The sequence below is a fragment of the Cupriavidus sp. DB3 genome (assembly GCF_020418465.1).
Classification (GTDB): domain Bacteria; phylum Pseudomonadota; class Gammaproteobacteria; order Burkholderiales; family Burkholderiaceae; genus Cupriavidus; species Cupriavidus cauae.
The window spans coordinates 451,644-467,546 of the sequence record NZ_JAIZPL010000004.1 but is presented as its reverse complement, the minus strand read 5'-3'; the positions used below and the strand labels follow the sequence as shown (position 1 = coordinate 467,546).

The window sequence follows — 15,903 nt, the reverse complement described above, 5'->3', positions numbered from 1 at the left end:
CGCGCGCGGCAACGGGATATCGACGGTCGCAGCCGGGCTACGCGGGATCGCACGGGATCGGACGGGATCAGCCCAGCAGCACGCGCAGCTGCGCATCGATCTGCCCCGCCGGCAGCTTGCGAAAGCCGCTCTTGGCATAGCGATGCCAGTGCCCCTGCACCGTGGCGACGATCAGCGCGGCGCGTGCCGATACGTCGGCGTCGGCGGGAAACGCGGCCTGCGTCGCGGCGACCTTCAGGCATTGGCGGATCGACGCCTCGATCCGGTCCACCAGCTGGTTGATGCGTTCCTGCAGGCGTTCATGCTCGCCGACCAGCGCCTCGCCGGTCAGCACGCGCGTCATGCCGGGATTCTTCTCGGCGAACGACAGCAGCATCCGCACGATCGCCTGTACCTGGCGCAGCCCGTGTTCCTCCTGCGCGGTGATCTGGTTGATCAGCCCGAACACGGTCTGCTCGATAAAGGCGATCAGGCCCTCGAACATCTGCGCCTTGCTGGCGAAATGCCGGTACAGCGCGGCCTCGGAAACGCCGAGGCGGGCTGCCAGCGCCGCGGTCGTGATGCGTTCGGAGCGCGGGTGCTCGAGCATGCCGGCCAGCGTCTGCAGGATCTGCACGCGCCGCTCGCCGGGACGCGGGCGCTTGCGCGCGACCACGGCCTCGGCAGCGCCGCCGCCCTCGCCCTGCTGGCCGCGCTCGTCCGCGTTCGCGGCCGGTGCTGCTGCCTCGTTGCTCTGCGTCATGACCCGTTTCTCCGCATTCGTCGATGGAGTTGATGCACCGATTGTACTTTTATGTCCACATAGCCCGGCCGGTGCACCATGCGGGCCCGGTTCGGGGTCCGGTTTGGGGTCCGGTTTGGGGTCCGGTTTGGGGTCCGGTTTGGCGTCCGATCGGGGGTCCGATCGGGGGACCAATTGCGGGCCCAATCGCGCGTTGCCGTGGCGGCTGCGCTGCCGGCCGCGTCAGGGCCTGCATGGCTGCCAGCCGGCTGCGTTTCGGGCGAGAGCCGCGGCCCGGGCGTCTGGTTCTCGGCAGCGACCAGCGTCACCGCCTCCTGCCGGGCCGCGCGGTCCGCGTCGCGGTCGTGCGGATGGCGCTCGGCCTCGGCGCGCAACGCCGCCTGCTGCGCGGCATCGCGGGCCGCGCCTGCGGGCACGTCATGCGGCCGGCTCGGCGTCATCGAACGCAGATAGCCGGTGATCCACGCGGTGCGTATCCCCAGGCCAGCATAGCGCTTCAGGTGCGAGACCGTGTCCTCGACCAGCACGGCACGGCCGGGCGCGATCCGCAGCCGGGCCAGCAGGCGGCGCAGCATGCGCCGATCGGGCTTGGGCCGCAGATCGCCATGGACCCACATCTGCTCGATGGCGATCACGCGCTCGAAGCAGTGCGCGATGCCGGCCACCCGCATCACCGCGCGCGCATAGTCCTGCGGCGCGTTGGTCAGCAGCACCTTGCGGCCGGGCAGGCGGCGCAGCTGGGCCGCAAGGCCGCGGCGCACGCGCACCATCTGCGCGATATCGGGGAATTCGTGCGCGGCGCGCAGGAAGTCGGCCGGGTCGACGCCGTGATGGCGGATCATGCCGAGCAGCGTCGCGCCATAGCGCTTCCAGTAGTCGACCCGCACGCGGCTGGCGGTGGTCTCGTCGCAGGCGAGCACGCGCGCCACGTAGGCCGTCATCGCGGCATTGATCGCCGGGAAGATCGCGTGCGAGGCGTCGTGCAGCGTGTTGTCGAGGTCGAACAGCCAGACCGTGTCGCCGGCGTTGTTGCCGGCCGGGCGATGCCGCAGGCGGAGAGGGGAGCGGCGGGAGGCGTGGGAAGGCACGAGGGGAAGGCGCCGCGCCGCCGCAGCGGCCGCGGGCGCCTGGTTGCGGTACGTCAGTGCGAGCGGATCATGGTGCCGAACGCCTGTTCGGTCAGGATTTCCAGCAGCAGCGAATGTTCGATGCGGCCATCGATGATGTGCACCGAGTTCACGCCGCTCTTGGCGGCGTCCAGCGCCGACGAGATCTTCGGCAGCATGCCGCCCGAGATGGTGCCGTCGGCGAACAGCTCCTCGATCTCGCGCGCCGACAGGTCGGTCAGCAGATTGCCCTTCTTGTCCATCACGCCCGGGATGTTGGTCATCATCACCAGCTTCTCGGCCTTCAGGATCTCGGCCATCTTGCCGGCCACCACGTCGGCGTTGATGTTGTAGGCCTGGCCGTCGTCGGAGAAGCCGATCGGCGAGATCACCGGGATGAAGGCGTCGTCCTGCAGCGCCTTGACCACGGCCGGGTTGATCGCCTCGATGTCGCCGACATAGCCGATATCGATGAACGCGCCCGGATTCTCGCGGTCCGGCATCTTCAGCCGCTTGGCGCGGATCAGGCCGCCGTCCTTGCCGGTCAGGCCGACCGCCTGGCCGCCGTACTGGTTGATCAGCATCACGATGTCCTGCTGGACCTCGCCGCCGAGCACCCACTCGACCACTTCCATGGTCTCTTCGTCGGTCACGCGCATGCCCTGGATGAAGGTGCCGACCTTGCCGACCTTCTTCAGCGCCTCGTCGATCTGCGGGCCGCCGCCGTGCACCACCACCGGGTTCATGCCGACCAGCTTCAGCAGGATCACGTCGCGCGCGAAGCCATGCTTGAGCGTCTCTTCGGTCATCGCATTGCCGCCGTACTTGACCACGATGGTCTTGCCATGGAACTTGCGGATGTAGGGCAGCGCCTCGGCGAGGATCTCGGCCTTGAGGGCGGGGGCGATGGCGGCCACTGCGGTTGCGGTGGGCCCGGAGGTATCGGAGGTCATGGCAATCCGTGAAAATCGACAGGTATCATGGCAACGCGGCGCATCCGGCGCCCCGCGGCAGGCGCCCGAATTTTACAAGAAACGGGGTGCCGCGCTAGCGACAGGGCCGACCGGAGCCTGCGCAGGGCGCGAACGGTGCGTCCGACGGCCCATCGGCCGTTCTTTTCATGCAACAACCACGCCAACGGAAACCACTGCGATGCCAGGCAAAGGCGGGGGCCGTGCGGCCTCGGGCACCGATCCTGCTGCCGTGCTGACCGGCCAGTTGCGCCCCGTCGAGCAATGCGCGGCCTGCGGGACGCGCTTCGTCTGCGGCCATGCCGCGGGCCTGCCGCACTGCTGGTGCGCGACGATGCCGCTGCTGCCGGCGCGGCTGATCGTGCCGGGGCAGCACTGCCTGTGCCCGGATTGCCTGCGGGCTCGGCAGGCGCAAGCCGGAGCGTGAGCCGGTCAGCGACTCCCTAGTTCGATCGGACCGTTGTCTCAAGGCCAAGCAGGCGCGGGCCGCAGTGCAAGCCGGTCAGCGATCCGGCTTTCCCATCGGTCCTGCCGTCTCAATCCAGCGCCGCGCCCACGCGCGCCGGTCCGCTCCACTGCATCGCCACTACCCCCAGCACGATCAGCAGCGCGCCGCCGAGCCGCGGCGCCGTCAGCTCCCGCACCGGGAAGCCGGCAAGGCCCGCATGGTCCATCCATAGCGAGGCCAGCATCTGGCCGGCCACCACCGCCGCGATGAAGCCGCTGGCCCCGAGCCGCGGCGCCAGCATCAGCGCGGCGGTCAGATAGAACACGCCGACCGCGCCGCCGATCCACATCCACGACGGCCCGCTCGCCCAGCCGGCGCCGGGCGGGCCGACGCGCAGGGCCAGCATCAGCACCACCACCACCGCCAGGCTGACCAGCAGCGACACCAGCGTCGCCCACAGCGGATGGCCGAGCGCGCGGCCCAGCGCGGCATTGGCGCCCGCCTGCAGCGGGATCATCGCGCCGGCGAGCGCGGCGATCAGCACCGGCAGCGCGGCCGCCAGGACCGGACCGACGGGATGAGACGAAGACAGCATGCGCGGACCTCCTCTGTTCGTTCGAAAAAGAGACCGCGCCAGTCTGCCCCTACGCCGGATGGATTTCCAATTCTGGTTTCTAACGTTTAATATTCGCCGGATGAATAATCTGCGCAACGTCGACCTGAACCTGCTGGTCGTGCTCGAAGCCCTGCTGGCCGAGCGTCATATCTCGCGCGCCGCGCTGCGGCTGCATCTGAGCCAGCCGGCGGTCAGCCACGCACTGGCTCGCCTGCGCCAGTTGCTGGACGACCCCCTGCTGGTGCGCGGCCAGGGCGGCCTGGTGCTGACCGCGCGGGCGCACGAGCTGTCCGGTCCGCTGGCCGAGGCGCTGGCGCAGGTGCGCATCCTGCTGGGCCCGTCGGGCTTCCAGCCGGCCACGGCCCGCCGCACCTTCCGTCTGGCGATGTCGGACTACGGCGCGATGGTGGTGCTGCCGAACCTGCTGCGCGCGGTCCGCAAGGCGGCGCCGGGCATCGAGCTGGTGGTGACGCAGGGCAGCCGCGAAGCGATGTCGGCGCAGGTGGCCGACGGCGAGGTCGATCTGGCGCTGGGCGTGTTCGTCTATCAGCCGGAAGGCGTGCGCATGGCCGCGCTGTTCGAGGAACAGTACGGCTGCGCGGTCGATGCCGCGACGGTGCGCGACCATGGCCGGCTGGACCAGGTCGCCTACCTGGCCCGCTCGCACGTGCTGGTGGCCGCCCACAGCGAGAAGGTCGACCCGATCGACGCGGCCATCGCCAAGCACGGCGGGCGCCGCAAGATCGCCTGCGTGGTGCCGCACTGGAGCGTCGCGCCGGCGCTGATCGCCGGCACCAACCTGGTCCTGACCACGGCCCGGCGCAGCCTGGCGGCGCTGGAGGACGATCCGCGCTTCGCAGTGTTCGAGCCGCCGTTCGCGTTTCCGGGCTTTACCTTCAGCGCGATCTGGCACGAGCGCAACGACGCCGATCCGGGGCATGCGTGGCTGCGGGAGCGGCTGCTGGCGGTCGGCGCGGGCCAGGGGCTGGACGAGGCGATCAGCCTGCGCGGTTGATCCGCGCGGTTGATCTGCGCGGTTGATCTGCGCGGTTGATCTGCGCGGTTGATCTGCGCGGTTGATCTGCGCCGTTGATTTGCGCCGTTGAACAGCGCGATCGAGCGGCGCGACTGAAGCGAGTGAGCGGCGCGGATTAGCGGCGCGACCGAGCGCCCCGACTGAGCGACCCGATTGACCGACCCGACTGACCGACCCGACCGAGCGCCCCGACTGAGCGACCCGATTGACCGACCCGACTGAGCGCCCCGACTGAGCGCCCCGACTGAGCGACCCGACTGAGCGGCGCGGATCGGCCGCGGCGGATCGTCCGGTTGCTTGCCCCGGCGATCCGCGCCCTCGCGTTTCAGAGAGCCAGTGTTTCAGTGCTTGTGGTTCGCCGCCGCGCCACCGCCGTGCGCGGGCGCGGTCAGGCCGCGCACTTCGGCCTCGACGCGCTGCTCGATCAGCTTGCCGCCCTGCTCGAACTTCAGCGTGACGGGCACCTTGTCGCCCGCATTCAGCGGCGCCTTCAAACCGAGCAGCATCACGTGGTAGCCGCCGGGCTTGAGCTCGACGTCCTCCATCTTCGGCAACGGCAGCGCGTCGAGCGCGCGCATCCGCATCACGTTGCCTTCCATCTTCATCTCGTGCACCTCGGCGGTCGCGGCCACCGGCGTCGACACGCCGACCAGGCGCGCGTCCTTGTGCGCGTGCAGCGTCATGAAGACGCCGGTGGCGGTCTGCGCCGGCACGGTGCCGCGCGCCCAGGCATTGCGGATGTCGACCTGGGCGAACGCAGAGGTGGAAATCAGCGCGCAGCATGCGGCGGCGGCGAACAGCTTGGCTTGCATCTCTATCCTTTCTCGGTGCAATTCATTCAAACGAGGCGGTCCAGCGGAGGCGGGAAGTCCGGGTAAATGCGTCCATGCAAATGCGTCCGCAAAAGCCTCGGCGCAAGAACGTCCGCGTAAGAACGCGATTAGACCATGAACCGCCGCAGGCGCCAGGGCCGGTGCGCGAGACCCGGCACGCGGGCCCATGCGGCGCAATCCGCCAGTCTGGCAGTGCCGCCCGGCGTGACCAATGCGGCATGGTGTCGCACAACACAGCCGCACGCGGCGCCATTGCTACACTCGCGGCATGACGACGACCGCCCACGCTGCCGCATCTGCCGCCAGATCTGCCGCCCCATCCGCCGGCGATCCCATCCGCGCGCAAGGCCTCGGCGCAGACAGCCTGCTGAGCCTGCGCCGGGTGTACTGGCTGCGCTGGGCCATCCTCGGCGGACAGGCGCTGCTGCTGGTCTGCGCCGAGACGCTGGCCGGGCTGCAGCTGCCCTACCGGCCGCTGCTGACGATCTTCGCGCTGCAGGCCGTCTTCAATCTGCTGACCGCCTGGCGGCTGCGTCAGCATGCGCGCGCCGGCTCGGTGCCGGGCGACGCCGAGCTGATGGGACAGTTGCTGGTCGACCTGACCGCGCTGTCGGCGATCCTGTTCTTCACCGGTGGCGCCACCAACCCGTTCGTCTCGTTCTATCTGCCGGGACTGGCGCTGGCGGCCGCAATCGTGCCGTGGCGGCAGGTGGTCGCGCTGGCGCTGTACGCGCTCGCCTGCTATTCGCTGATGCTGTTCGAATACGTGCCCCTGCACCTGCACAACCCGGACAACGCGGTGGTCTACCACCTGGTCGGCATGTGGCTGAACTTCGTCGCGAGCGCGGTGATGATCGCGCTGTTCGTCGCGCGGCTGTCGGGCGTGCTGCGCGAGCGCGAGGCGCAGCTCGCCGACGCGCGCGAGCGGCTGCTGCGCGAGGCGCGGGTCGAGTCGCTGAACGCGCAGGCGGCGACGGTCGCCCACGAGATCGGCACGCCGCTGGCGACGCTGGCCGTGATTGCCGGCGAGCTGCGCGCCGACGCCGCCGACCCCGCCCGCGGCGGCACCGCGATCCGCGATTACCTGCCCGACCTGCATACGGTCGAGCAGCAGCTGACGCTATGCCGCGGCATCCTCGCGCGCTTGCGCGAAGCGAACCGCGCCAGCGCCCTGCAGCCGGTCGGGCATTGGCTGCCCGCCTTCGCCGACGGCTGGCAGTTGCGCCATCCGCAGGCGCGCATCGAGACGATGATCGCCGCGGAGGCGGCCGACGTGCCGATCGAGCCGGCGCGGACCGGGCAGATGCTGACGATCCTGCTCGACAACGCCGCCCGCAGCCAGCAGACCGCCGGGCGCGGCGACCTGCCCCTGCGCCTGTCGATCACGATGGAACCGCGCAGCGCGCCGCGCGAACTGCTGCTGCGCGTGATCGACCATGGCGCCGGCATGCCCGCCGCGCTGCGCGCGCGGCTGGGCGAGACGCCGGTGGCGAGCACGCATGGCGGCCAGGGCATCGGCGCCTATCTGGCGCAAAGCGTCGCGCGCCAGATGGGCGGGCGGCTGCTTTGGCAGGACCGTCCCGAAGGCGGCACCGTGGCGGAGCTGCGGCTGCCGGCAACCCCCGATTCCTCGGAGCATGCGGCATGACTCTACCGTCGAACGTTTCCCTCTCCCCTGCCGTTGCCACCGGCAACGACACCGGCGCGCCCTTCCTGGTGATCGACGACGACCCGGTGTTCTCCGACACGCTGGCACGCGCGCTGACCCGCCGCGGCTTCGCGGTCGAGGTCGCGCACAACCGCCAGCAGGCGCTGGCGCTGGCCGAGAGGACCGCGTTCCGCTATGTCACGCTGGATTTGCATCTGGCCGCGGGGCCCCAGGCCGGCGTGACCGCGCCGGCAGACTCGGGGCTGCAGCTGGTGGCGCCGCTGCGCGCGATGCTGCCGCGCTCGCGCATCCTGGTGCTGACCGGCTACGCCAGCATCGCCACCGCGGTGGCGGCGGTCAAACAGGGGGCGGACGAATATCTGGCCAAGCCGGCCAACGTCGATTCGATCCTCGCGGCGCTCAAGTCTGGCATCTCGGAAGAGGCGGCCGAGGCCGCGCTGGAGGATCCGCTGCCGTTGTCGGTGCCGCGGCTGGAGTGGGAGCATATCCAGCGCGTGCTGGCCGAACACGGCGGCAACATCTCGGCGACCGCGCGGGCGCTGAACATGCATCGGCGCACGCTGCAACGCAAGCTCGCCAAGCGGCCGGTTTCGCGGTAGGGATTCGATGGGCGACGTTGCGCACGAGGTCGTTGTGCGCGTCCTAGTGCGCGGCGTTGGGCGCGTCCTGGTGCGCGGCGTTGGGCGCGGCGTTGGGCGCGTCCTGGTGCGCGGCGTTGGGCGTGTCGTTGGGCATCAAACGGACGCAAGAAAAAAGGGCCTGCGATCGCAGGCCCTTCTCCTTTCCTGCATCTTCATCGCCTCGCGGCCATCGCCGCGCGGCGGCTCACAGGCGCAGTTGCACGTAGTCCCAGCCGAGGTCGTCGCCGCCGTTGACCGCACCGCCGTTGTCCGCGCGATTGGCGAGGCCGGTCGGACCCGCCGTGCCGCCATTCGCGCTCGTGCTGACCCGCAGCGCATCGAATGCATGCCGGTTCGAGCGGGCGCCGTACTCGGCGGACTCGCTGACGAACACCGCACGCGAAACCCTGACCTTGCCGTCGCCCGTGGCCGCATCGATGCGCGTGGCTTCGCTGCGGTCCGGCACGGCGCACAGGAACGCTGTCGCCCCGGCCAGCCCGGCCAGTACGCCCGCCGACATCAAACCGATATGCTTCATTCTGGACCTCCTGCTTGCGGCCAACCTGCAGCCCAACGAGGCGCAAGCATCTCATCGTCGCGGCGGCCGTGCCAGCCTGCTTACCAACGCTTACCTGGCTTACCAGCGGTCAACGGATGTCACGAGACGGCCATTACCAGCGCGTGTCGCGCTCCCATTCGCGCATTTCCTCCTCGGCGCGCTCCTTGGTGTAGCCATAGCGCTCCTGGATCTTGCCGGCGAGCTGATCGCGCTTGCCGTTGATCTGCGTGAGGTCGTCATCGGTGAGCTGGCCCCACTTCTCCTTGACCTTGCCCTTGGCCTGCTCCCATTTCCCTTCGATCTGATCCCAGTTCATGATCTGCTCCTCGATCTCGATTGATAGGTTCGATACGTTCGCGTGGTGCTTCGCCCGATACGGCTTCGCTTGATAGGGCGATGTTCAGCCGGCCGCGTCGGCCGCGGCCGGCCGTTCATCAGCGGTTGTACTTCGCCTTGACGTCGGCCTCGCAGCGATCCTTGGCGTCGCCCGACATCGCGTCGCACTTCTCCTTGTCCGCCTTGTAGGCGGCGTCGCTGGTGTCCTTGCGAGCCTCGCGGCGCGCCTCGGCCACATCGGTACGCGTGCCGCCGCCGGCGGCCGCGCGGGTCGTCTTGGCCTCGCCCAGCGCCTTCTCATGCGCCGTCTTGGCTTCCTTCACGCAGACGTCCTTGTCGTTGCCCTTCTTGTCGTCGCAGCGTTCCTTCGCGACTTCGTACTCGCGGTCGGCCTTGACCTTCAGCACCTTGGCCCGGGCAGCCTCGGTGCCGTCGCGGCGGGCTTCGGCCTCGGCCTTCGCCACGTCGCGGTCGCGCTTGGCCTCGGCCTCGCAGACATCCTCGGCGTTGTCCTTCATGGCGTCACAACGGGTCTTCGCATTCTTGTAGTCGGCGTCGGCCCGCGAGACGGCGGCGTCATAGTCGGCGCGGGCGCCGGACGGCGCGCTCTGCGCCAGCGCAAACCCTGCCGGTGCGGCAATCATCATCGAACACACTGCAGCAGACAGCCATTTCTTCATCATGTCGCGCTCCTGTCGTCATCAAACGGTCAGAGGTCGCAAGGCCCGACGCTGGCGTCCGCCTTGCTGTCTCGTCGTATATGAAGGTTATGTGGCGAGCGCTTTTCCAAGCAGGCGGGGGCTTCCGAAAGCCGAGTAAGACGATTCCCACATGAGATGGACGGGTCACTGCAGCGCGACAGGGTCGAAAAAAATGCGCCTTCTCATCGCTGAGAAGGCGCACTTCGGGGAGGCGCTTTCGGGACGGGATCGCGGACGCCTACAGCACGTAGCGCGACAGGTCCTCGTTGGTCGACAGGTCGCCCAGCCGTTCGTCGACATAGGCGGCGTCGATGGTCACGGTCTCGCCGCTCGAGCGGGTGGCGTGGAACGACAGATCCTCGAGCAGGCGCTCCATCACCGTGTACAGCCGGCGCGCGCCAATGTTCTCGACCTTCTCGTTGACCGAGTGGGCGATCTCGGCCAGGCGGCGGATGCCGTCCGGCGCGAACACCAGCTCGACCTGCTCGGTCGCCAGCAGCGCCTGGTACTGCTTGGTCAGGCTGGCGTCGGTCTGCGTCAGGATCGCCTCGAAGTCGGCCACCGACAGCGATTCGAGCTCGACGCGGATCGGGAAGCGGCCCTGCAGCTCGGGGATCAGATCGCTCGGCTTGGACAGGTGGAACGCGCCCGAGGCGATGAACAGGATATGGTCGGTCCGGATCATGCCGTACTTGGTGCTGACCGTGGTGCCCTCGACCAGCGGCAGCAGGTCGCGCTGCACGCCCTGGCGCGACACCTCGCCACCGCCCAGTTCGCTGCGGCTGGCGATCTTGTCGATCTCGTCGAGGAACACGATGCCGTTCTGCTCGACGTTGGCCAGCGCCTTGTGCTTCAGGTCCTCGTCATTGACCAGCTTGGCGGCTTCCTCGTCGATCAGCAGCTTGAACGCTTCCTTGACCTTCATCTTGCGGCGCAGCTTCTTGCCTTGCCCGAGGCCGGCGAACATGCTGCGCAGCTGCTCGGTCATGTCCTCCATGCCCGGCGGCCCCATGATGTCCAGGCTCGGCACCGCGGCCGCGACCTCCAGCTCCACTTCCTTGTCGTCGAGCTGGCCCTCGCGCAGCTTCTTCCGGAAGACCTGGCGGGTGTTGGAATCCTTTTCCTCGGGCTGGGCGAAACCGATGTCGCGCGGCGGCGGCAGCAGCACGTCGAGCAGGCGGTCCTCGGCGGCATCCTCTGCCTTGGTGCGCACCTTCTTCATCTCGGACTCGCGCGTCTGCTTGATCGCCATTTCGACCAGGTCGCGCACGATGGTGTCGACGTCGCGGCCGACATAGCCGACCTCGGTGAACTTGGTGGCCTCGATCTTGATGAAGGGCGCGTCGGCCAGCTTGGCCAGGCGCCGCGCGATCTCGGTCTTGCCGACGCCGGTCGGGCCGATCATCAGGATGTTCTTCGGCGTGATCTCTTGGCGCAGCGGGTCGGCCACCTGCTGGCGGCGCCAGCGGTTGCGCAGCGCCACCGCGACGGCCTTCTTGGCCTTGTTCTGGCCAATGATGTGTTTGTCGAGCTCGGAAACGATTTCCGACGGAGTCATGGTGTGGGACATGGGTCTCGGTATCCGGGTATCCGTTCAATGAAGGCCGGCCGGGGCGCCACTACCGCGCAATGGCGCGGTGGGACGCCTGGCGGGCGTCACGTGCGGGGAAGCGTGATCCGGACGCTCACTCGAGCGTCTCGATGACGAAATTGGTATTGGTGTAGATGCAGAGCTCGCCGGCGATGCGCAGCGATTTCTCGACCACGTCCTTGGGCGAGAGCTCGGTGTTCTCCATCAGCGCCTTGGCCGCCGATTGCGCATAGGCCCCGCCGGAGCCGATCGCCGCGATGCCGCCTTCGGGATCGAGCACGTCGCCGTTGCCGGTGATCACCAGCGTGGTGTCGCGGTCCGCGGTGATCAGCATCGCCTCGAGCCGGCGCAGCGCGCGGTCGGAACGCCAATCCTTGGCCAGATCGACCGCTGCGCGCGTCAGATTGCCCTGGTACTTCTCCAGCTTGGCCTCGAAGCGATCCAGCAGCGAGAACGCATCGGCAGTGCTGCCGGCGAAGCCCACCAGGACCTTGCCGTTGTAGATGCGGCGCACCTTGCGTGCGGTGCCCTTCATCACGATATTGCCGAGAGTGACCTGACCGTCACCGCCCAGGGCAACCTGGTTGCCGCGCCGGACGCTGACGATGGTAGTGCCGTGATACTGTTCCATGGTGGCTTCTGAGTTGGGTTCAGGCAGCTACTTGGCGGCGGCCTGACGGAATTCAAGGGCGGCAGCCGACGGTGCCCGGCGAGGCGCATCCGCCTCCCGCTCCGGCCGCGTCTCCCCAATATAGACGGCCGCCACGGCCCCTTTCCGCTCCCCCGCCCCCAAGGCACAGAGCTTTCCACCATGCAAAACAAAAGGCCACGCGTTGCCACGTGGCCTCGGTTGCCATTGCCGTCCGCCGCGCCGCGCTGAAGGCGGCGGCGAAGCGGTCAGCGTCGCGTCGACTCAGTCCGCATAGACGCCGGCCTTGCGAATCACCGGGGTCCACTTGTTGATTTCGTTGCCGAGGAAGGTCTTCAGCGACTCCGGCGTGGCGCGCTGGGCCGGCACCGCTTCGGCGCCCAGTTCGGCCATCTTGGCGCGGAAGCCCGGATCGGTCACCGACTTCTGCAGCGCAGCCGACAGCTTCTCGATCACCGGCTGCGGCGTGCCCTTCGGTGCGTACATCGCGTGCCAGATCTTGACCTCGATGTTCGACAAGCCCTGCTCGGCCGCGGTCGGGATGTCCTTGAACGCCTCGACGCGGCGCGGCTGCATCGCGGCATAGGGCTTGAGCGCATTGGCCTTCAGCTGGCCGGCGATGTTGGTGGTCTGGTCGCACATCAGGTTGACCTGGCCGCCCAGGATATCGGTCAGTGCCGGCGCGGTGCCCTTGTACGGCACCGTGGTCAGCTCGGTCTGGATCGCGCTTTGGAACAGCAGGCCGCACAGGTGCGAGGCCGAGCCGATGCCGGCGTTGGCGAGCGACAGCTTGCTGGCGTTGGCCTTGATGTACGGCAGCAGATCCTTCAGCGTGTTCGGCGGCAGGTTCTTGTTGCCGACCAGCACCATCGGCACGTCGGCGATTTCGCCGATGTACTCGAAGTCCTTCAGCGGATCGAAGCCCAGGTTGCGGTACAGCGCCGGGGCCGTCGACATGCCGATATGGTGGATCAGCACGGTGTGGCCATCGTTCTTCGACTGGGCCACCTTCTTCGCCCCGATCGTGCCGCCGGCGCCGCCGAGGTTCTCGATCACGATGGTCGCGCCCAGGTGCTTGGACATGACCTGCGCCAGCTCGCGCGCCACCTTGTCGGTCGGGCCGCCCGCGGCGAACGGCACCACGGCCGACACCGGCCGGCTGCCCGGGTAGTCCTGCGCCTGTACCACGCCAGGCAGACCCAGTGCGGCGGCCGCGAGGGCGGCGGCCACGGTTTTTGCAACGTGTTTCATTATTTCTCCTGATTTCCCCGACTTCCCGTCGTGCAGACTGCCATGCCGCCCAGCCACCGTGGCGGCGTGGGCCGCCTCACCGGAGGCCGCGGCTTGGAGCCGCCATGCTATCAACGGCGACTTACCCGAAATATCAGGAAATACCCGGGCTGAAGTGGGCCGGAAGTGGGCCCGAAGTGGGCCGATGTAGGGCCGATGTAGGGCCGAAGTGGGGGTCGACGCGAGGGCCGAAGCGGGCGCCGAAGCGAAGGCCGAAGCGAAGCCGAAGCGGGCACCGAAGGCGAGCCGAAGCGCGGCCGTTGCGGGGCCGCACCGAGGCCGAATCACGGCCTAAGCAGAGCCGACGCGTTCGCGAGCCGGCCGCCGGATCGGCCCCGCATCGAGGTCATTGGCTGCCCCGGCCCGGTTCGACGTCCTCCGTCAGCACGCCTTCCAGCCGCTCGAACACGCGCCGCGTCGCGCCGCGCGCCTCCAGGGCGAACAGCAGCAGCGAGCGCCCGGTGACCTGGTAGACGTCGCCGGACGAGAACTCCGGCAGCTCCTCGCGCACCGGCATGTTGGTGTCGATCAGGCAAGTCCACTGGTCGCTGCCGGGTATCTGCGGCAAGGTGAACTCGACCACGTCGTGATAGGCATTGAACACGAGCAGCAGCGTCGCGTCCGAGGCCGGTCGGCGGATGCCGGTGGCGCGCGCGCGGCCGTCGATGACCAGGCCGAAGCAGCGCATCGAGGCGTCGTCCCAATGTTCCGGCGTCAGCTCGTCGCCCGCGGCGCTGATCCACTTGACGTCGGCCACCCCCAGTTCGTCATCGACCTCGCCGGTCAGGAAACGGCCCCGCCGCAGCACCGGCAGTGCGCGCCGCAGCGCGGTCAGCTTGCGCACGAACTCGATCAGCCCGCGGCCGCGCTCGTCGATCTCCCAGTCGACCCAGCTGATCTCGTTGTCCTGGCAATAGGCGTTGTTGTTGCCCTGCTGCGTGCGGCCGAACTCGTCGCCGGCCACCATCATCGGCGTGCCCTGCGAGAACAGCAGCGTGGCCAGCAGATTGCGCTTCTGGCGCTCGCGCAGCTCGACGATGTCGGGGTCGTCGGTCGGCCCTTCGGCGCCGCAGTTCCACGAGCGGTTGTCGCTGGTGCCGTCGTTGTTGTCCTCGCCGTTGGCGTCATTGTGCTTGTCGTTGTACGAGACCAGGTCGTGCAGCGTGAAGCCGTCGTGCGCGGTGATGAAGTTGACGCTCGCCCACGGCCGCCGCCCGCTGTGGTTGAACTTGTCGCCGGAGGCGGTGACGCGCGCCGCCAGTTCGGGCGCAATGCCCTCCTCGCCGCGCCAGAAGTCGCGCACCGTGTCGCGGAACTTGTCGTTCCACTCGGCCCATCCGGCCGGAAATCCGCCGACCTGGTAGCCGCCCGGGCCGCAGTCCCAGGGCTCGGCGATCAGCTTGACGCTGGACAGGATCGGATCCTGCCGGCACGCCTTCAGGAAGCCGCTGCCATAGTCGAAGCCGCCGGGCTCGCGCCCGAGGATGGTGGCCAGGTCGAAGCGGAAGCCGTCGACCTGCATCTCGGTGACCCAGTAGCGCAGGCTGTCCATCACCATCTGCAGCACGCGCGGATGCGACAGGTTCAGCGTGTTGCCGGTGCCGGTGTCATTGATGTAGTAGCGCTTCTCGTCCGGCATCAGCCGGTAGTAGGACAGGTTGTCGATGCCGCGGAACGACAGCGTCGCCCCCAGCTCGCTGCCCTCGGCCGTGTGGTTGTAGACCACGTCGAGGATGATCTCGAGCCCGGCCTCGTGGAAGCGGTCGATCATCTGCTTGAGCTCGCCGACCGCGCCCGGCCCCCGGGCAAAGAAGCGCGGATCGGGCGCGAAGAAGCCGATCGTGTTGTAGCCCCAGTAGTTGGTCAGGCCCTTGTCGAGCAGGTGGCTGTCGTTCAGGAAGACATGGATCGGCAGCAGCTCGACGGAGGTCACGCCCAGCGCCTTGATATGGTCGATCACCGCCCGCTGACCCAGTCCCTCGAAGGTGCCGCGCATCGCCTCGGGGACCGCCGGATGGCGTTTGGTATAGCCGCGCACGTGGGTCTCGTAGAAGATGGTCCGCTCCCACGGCACGCGCACGCTCAACGGGTGCTCCCAGGTGAAGGCCTGGTCCACGACCTGGCACTTGGGCATGAAGGGCGCGCTGTCGCTCTCACTGAAGCTCAGGTCGTCCTGGCCCATTTCATAGCCGAACACCGCCGGGTCCCAGCGCAGTTCGCCGACGTAGGCCTTGGCATACGGGTCGAGCAGCAGCTTGTTCGGATTGAAGCGATGGCCGTTGGCCGGATCGTAGGGCCCGTGCACGCGATAACCGTAGACCGCGCCCGGCGCCAGCCCCTGCACGCGGACGTGCCAGACCTCGTCGGTGTATTCGGGCAGCGCGATGCGCTCGATCTCCCGTTCGCCGTTCGGGTCGAACAGGCACAGCTCGACCTTGCTGGCATGGGCGCTGAACAGCGCGAAGTTGACGCCGTCGCCGTCCCAGGTGGCGCCCAGGGGAAACGGCAAGCCTTCGCTGATGGTGTGGTTGGACATGGCGTGCGGCACTCCCGTGTGGAAACGATGGTGCGGAGCACGGCGCATGCCCGGGCGCCGGCCATGGGACACACGCCGGCGCTTCCCATATTTCCCGCCACCGGTCCTGTAGCGTTGTCAAAACTACAGAGGCGCGGCGATCGGCCGCCAGCTCGGGCCATGAGGCTCCCGGGCGGCCCGCTCTCGCAACTGAATTGCAT

At 68.6% G+C, this 15,903-nt stretch carries 16 protein-coding genes; 4 read left to right on the top strand and 12 right to left on the bottom strand.

The annotated features are described in order from the left end of the window. Window positions 1-67: 67 nt before the first annotated feature. From slmA to argB, 3 genes are read right to left on the bottom strand one after another with little or no spacing between them, the layout of a single operon-like run. The gene (gene slmA / locus K7G19_RS15580; protein ID WP_149317258.1) at window positions 68-742 is read right to left on the bottom strand and encodes a nucleoid occlusion factor SlmA; all 675 of its coding nucleotides are present in this window, start codon (window positions 740-742) and stop codon (window positions 68-70) included. Next, window positions 739-1,830 carry a pyrimidine 5'-nucleotidase gene (locus K7G19_RS15575; RefSeq protein WP_226108020.1) on the bottom strand — a complete coding sequence of 364 codons (1,092 nt, stop codon included), beginning with the start codon at window positions 1,828-1,830 and terminating at the stop codon, window positions 739-741. The genes slmA and K7G19_RS15575 overlap by 4 nt, the downstream gene beginning before the upstream one ends. Window positions 1,831-1,883: 53 nt before the next feature. Beyond that, on the bottom strand, window positions 1,884-2,801 hold the full coding sequence (gene argB / locus K7G19_RS15570; RefSeq protein ID WP_226108018.1) for an acetylglutamate kinase: 918 nt from the start codon (window positions 2,799-2,801) through the stop codon (window positions 1,884-1,886). A gap of 199 nt (window positions 2,802-3,000) precedes the next feature. Between argB and K7G19_RS15565 the strand changes: the two genes are divergently transcribed. Further along, window positions 3,001-3,246, top strand: coding sequence for a cysteine-rich CWC family protein (locus tag K7G19_RS15565; RefSeq protein ID WP_226108017.1), 246 nt, complete (start codon window positions 3,001-3,003; stop codon window positions 3,244-3,246). 109 nt (window positions 3,247-3,355) lie between these two features. Here the strand turns inward: K7G19_RS15565 and K7G19_RS15560 are convergent, their stop codons facing one another. Further along, entirely contained in the window at window positions 3,356-3,862 is a 507-nt protein-coding gene (locus K7G19_RS15560; RefSeq protein ID WP_149317261.1) for a DMT family transporter, read from the bottom strand. A 100-nt stretch (window positions 3,863-3,962) separates the two neighbouring features. On the opposite strand from K7G19_RS15560, the gene K7G19_RS15555 reads away from it, so the two are divergent. Beyond that, a complete protein-coding gene (locus K7G19_RS15555) occupies window positions 3,963-4,898 on the top strand; it encodes a LysR family transcriptional regulator (protein ID WP_149317262.1) in 936 nt (311 codons plus the stop codon). Window positions 4,899-5,260: 362 nt separating this feature from the next. On the opposite strand, the gene K7G19_RS15550 is transcribed toward K7G19_RS15555, so the two are convergent. After that, entirely contained in the window at window positions 5,261-5,731 is a 471-nt protein-coding gene (locus K7G19_RS15550; protein ID WP_149317263.1) for a copper chaperone PCu(A)C, read from the bottom strand. Window positions 5,732-6,020: 289 nt separating this feature from the next. Here K7G19_RS15550 and K7G19_RS15545 point away from each other — a divergent pair, with 289 nt between their 5' ends. Together K7G19_RS15545 and K7G19_RS15540 are read left to right on the top strand one after the other, a co-directional pair. Further along, the gene (locus tag K7G19_RS15545) at window positions 6,021-7,400 is read left to right on the top strand and encodes an ATP-binding protein (RefSeq protein WP_226108016.1); all 1,380 of its coding nucleotides are present in this window, start codon (window positions 6,021-6,023) and stop codon (window positions 7,398-7,400) included. Continuing rightward, a complete protein-coding gene (locus K7G19_RS15540; RefSeq protein ID WP_187829130.1) occupies window positions 7,397-8,020 on the top strand; it encodes a response regulator transcription factor in 624 nt (207 codons plus the stop codon). The genes K7G19_RS15545 and K7G19_RS15540 overlap by 4 nt, the downstream gene beginning before the upstream one ends. A 226-nt stretch (window positions 8,021-8,246) precedes the next feature. On the opposite strand, the gene K7G19_RS15535 is transcribed toward K7G19_RS15540, so the two are convergent. From K7G19_RS15535 to glgX, 7 genes are all read right to left on the bottom strand, one after another. Next, window positions 8,247-8,579: a hypothetical protein gene (locus K7G19_RS15535; protein WP_149317265.1), complete on the bottom strand. Its 333-nt coding sequence runs from the start codon at window positions 8,577-8,579 to the stop codon at window positions 8,247-8,249. 133 nt (window positions 8,580-8,712) lie between these two features. Continuing rightward, window positions 8,713-8,916 carry a CsbD family protein gene (locus K7G19_RS15530; protein WP_023264984.1) on the bottom strand — a complete coding sequence of 68 codons (204 nt, stop codon included), beginning with the start codon at window positions 8,914-8,916 and terminating at the stop codon, window positions 8,713-8,715. Window positions 8,917-9,034: 118 nt separating this feature from the next. Further along, complete coding sequence (locus K7G19_RS15525) at window positions 9,035-9,619, bottom strand: hypothetical protein (RefSeq protein WP_226108015.1); 585 nt, start codon at window positions 9,617-9,619, stop codon at window positions 9,035-9,037. Window positions 9,620-9,875: 256 nt separating this feature from the next. After that, window positions 9,876-11,207, bottom strand: a complete 1,332-nt coding sequence (gene hslU, locus K7G19_RS15520; RefSeq protein WP_149317266.1) for an ATP-dependent protease ATPase subunit HslU — start codon at window positions 11,205-11,207, stop codon at window positions 9,876-9,878. A gap of 115 nt (window positions 11,208-11,322) precedes the next feature. Then, window positions 11,323-11,859 (bottom strand): ATP-dependent protease subunit HslV, encoded by a 537-nt coding sequence (hslV, locus tag K7G19_RS15515; RefSeq protein ID WP_053820902.1) that lies wholly within the window; start codon window positions 11,857-11,859, stop codon window positions 11,323-11,325. A gap of 282 nt (window positions 11,860-12,141) precedes the next feature. Beyond that, window positions 12,142-13,128, bottom strand: coding sequence for a tripartite tricarboxylate transporter substrate-binding protein (locus K7G19_RS15510; protein WP_149317267.1), 987 nt, complete (start codon window positions 13,126-13,128; stop codon window positions 12,142-12,144). Window positions 13,129-13,513: 385 nt separating this feature from the next. Then, complete coding sequence (gene glgX / locus K7G19_RS15505) at window positions 13,514-15,703, bottom strand: glycogen debranching protein GlgX (protein ID WP_226108014.1); 2,190 nt, start codon at window positions 15,701-15,703, stop codon at window positions 13,514-13,516. Between the last annotated feature and the right edge of the window lie 200 nt (window positions 15,704-15,903).

Excerpts from the sequence above, each read along its gene's own strand:
- K7G19_RS15535 (WP_149317265.1), bottom strand. The coding sequence starts at position 8,579 with ATGAAGCATATCGGTTTGATGTCGGCGGGCGTACTGGCCGGGCTGGCC.
- K7G19_RS15550 (WP_149317263.1), bottom strand. The coding sequence starts at position 5,731 with ATGCAAGCCAAGCTGTTCGCCGCCGCCGCATGCTGCGCGCTGATTTCC.
- K7G19_RS15555 (WP_149317262.1), top strand. The coding sequence starts at position 3,963 with ATGAATAATCTGCGCAACGTCGACCTGAACCTGCTGGTCGTGCTCGAA.
- K7G19_RS15545 (WP_226108016.1), top strand. The coding sequence starts at position 6,021 with ATGACGACGACCGCCCACGCTGCCGCATCTGCCGCCAGATCTGCCGCC.
- K7G19_RS15525 (WP_226108015.1), bottom strand. The coding sequence starts at position 9,619 with ATGATGAAGAAATGGCTGTCTGCTGCAGTGTGTTCGATGATGATTGCC.
- hslV (WP_053820902.1), bottom strand. The coding sequence starts at position 11,859 with ATGGAACAGTATCACGGCACTACCATCGTCAGCGTCCGGCGCGGCAAC.
- slmA (WP_149317258.1), bottom strand. The coding sequence starts at position 742 with ATGACGCAGAGCAACGAGGCAGCAGCACCGGCCGCGAACGCGGACGAG.
- K7G19_RS15540 (WP_187829130.1), top strand. The coding sequence starts at position 7,397 with ATGACTCTACCGTCGAACGTTTCCCTCTCCCCTGCCGTTGCCACCGGC.
- K7G19_RS15510 (WP_149317267.1), bottom strand. The coding sequence starts at position 13,128 with ATGAAACACGTTGCAAAAACCGTGGCCGCCGCCCTCGCGGCCGCCGCA.
- argB (WP_226108018.1), bottom strand. The coding sequence starts at position 2,801 with ATGACCTCCGATACCTCCGGGCCCACCGCAACCGCAGTGGCCGCCATC.
- K7G19_RS15560 (WP_149317261.1), bottom strand. The coding sequence starts at position 3,862 with ATGCTGTCTTCGTCTCATCCCGTCGGTCCGGTCCTGGCGGCCGCGCTG.
- glgX (WP_226108014.1), bottom strand. The coding sequence starts at position 15,703 with ATGTCCAACCACACCATCAGCGAAGGCTTGCCGTTTCCCCTGGGCGCC.
- K7G19_RS15530 (WP_023264984.1), bottom strand. The coding sequence starts at position 8,916 with ATGAACTGGGATCAGATCGAAGGGAAATGGGAGCAGGCCAAGGGCAAG.
- K7G19_RS15565 (WP_226108017.1), top strand. The coding sequence starts at position 3,001 with ATGCCAGGCAAAGGCGGGGGCCGTGCGGCCTCGGGCACCGATCCTGCT.
- hslU (WP_149317266.1), bottom strand. The coding sequence starts at position 11,207 with ATGTCCCACACCATGACTCCGTCGGAAATCGTTTCCGAGCTCGACAAA.